This window comes from Shigella sp. FC1967 (genome assembly GCF_001743005.1).
Classification (GTDB): domain Bacteria; phylum Pseudomonadota; class Gammaproteobacteria; order Enterobacterales; family Enterobacteriaceae; genus Proteus.
This window is the reverse complement of the sequence record NZ_MIIZ01001380.1, coordinates 1-363: the sequence shown is the minus strand read 5'-3', so window position 1 is coordinate 363 and position 363 is coordinate 1. Positions and strand designations below refer to the sequence as shown.

Genomic DNA, 363 nt, shown 5'->3' with positions numbered 1-363 from the left:
ATTATCGTTACTTATGTCAGCATTCGCACTTCTGATACCTCCAGCATACCTCACAGTACACCTTCGCAGGCTTACAGAACGCTCCCCTACCCAACAACACATAAGTGTCGCTGCCGCAGCTTCGGTGCATGGTTTAGCCCCGTTACATCTTCCGCGCGGGCCGACTCGACCAGTGAGCTATTACGCTTTCTTTTAAATGATGGCTGCTTCTAAGCCAACATCCTGGCTGTCTGAGCCTTCCCACTTCGTTTCCCACTTAACCATGACTTTGGGACCTTTAGCTGGCGGTCTGGGTTGTTTCCCTCTTCACGACGGACGTTAGCACCCGCCGTGTGTCTCCCGTGATAACATTCTTCGGTATTC

1 rRNA gene is annotated in these 363 nt (G+C 51.8%); it reads right to left on the bottom strand.

The window, feature by feature from the left end:
* Positions 1–363: ribosomal RNA gene (locus tag BHE89_RS22185) — 23S ribosomal RNA — on the bottom strand; the annotation flags it as partial.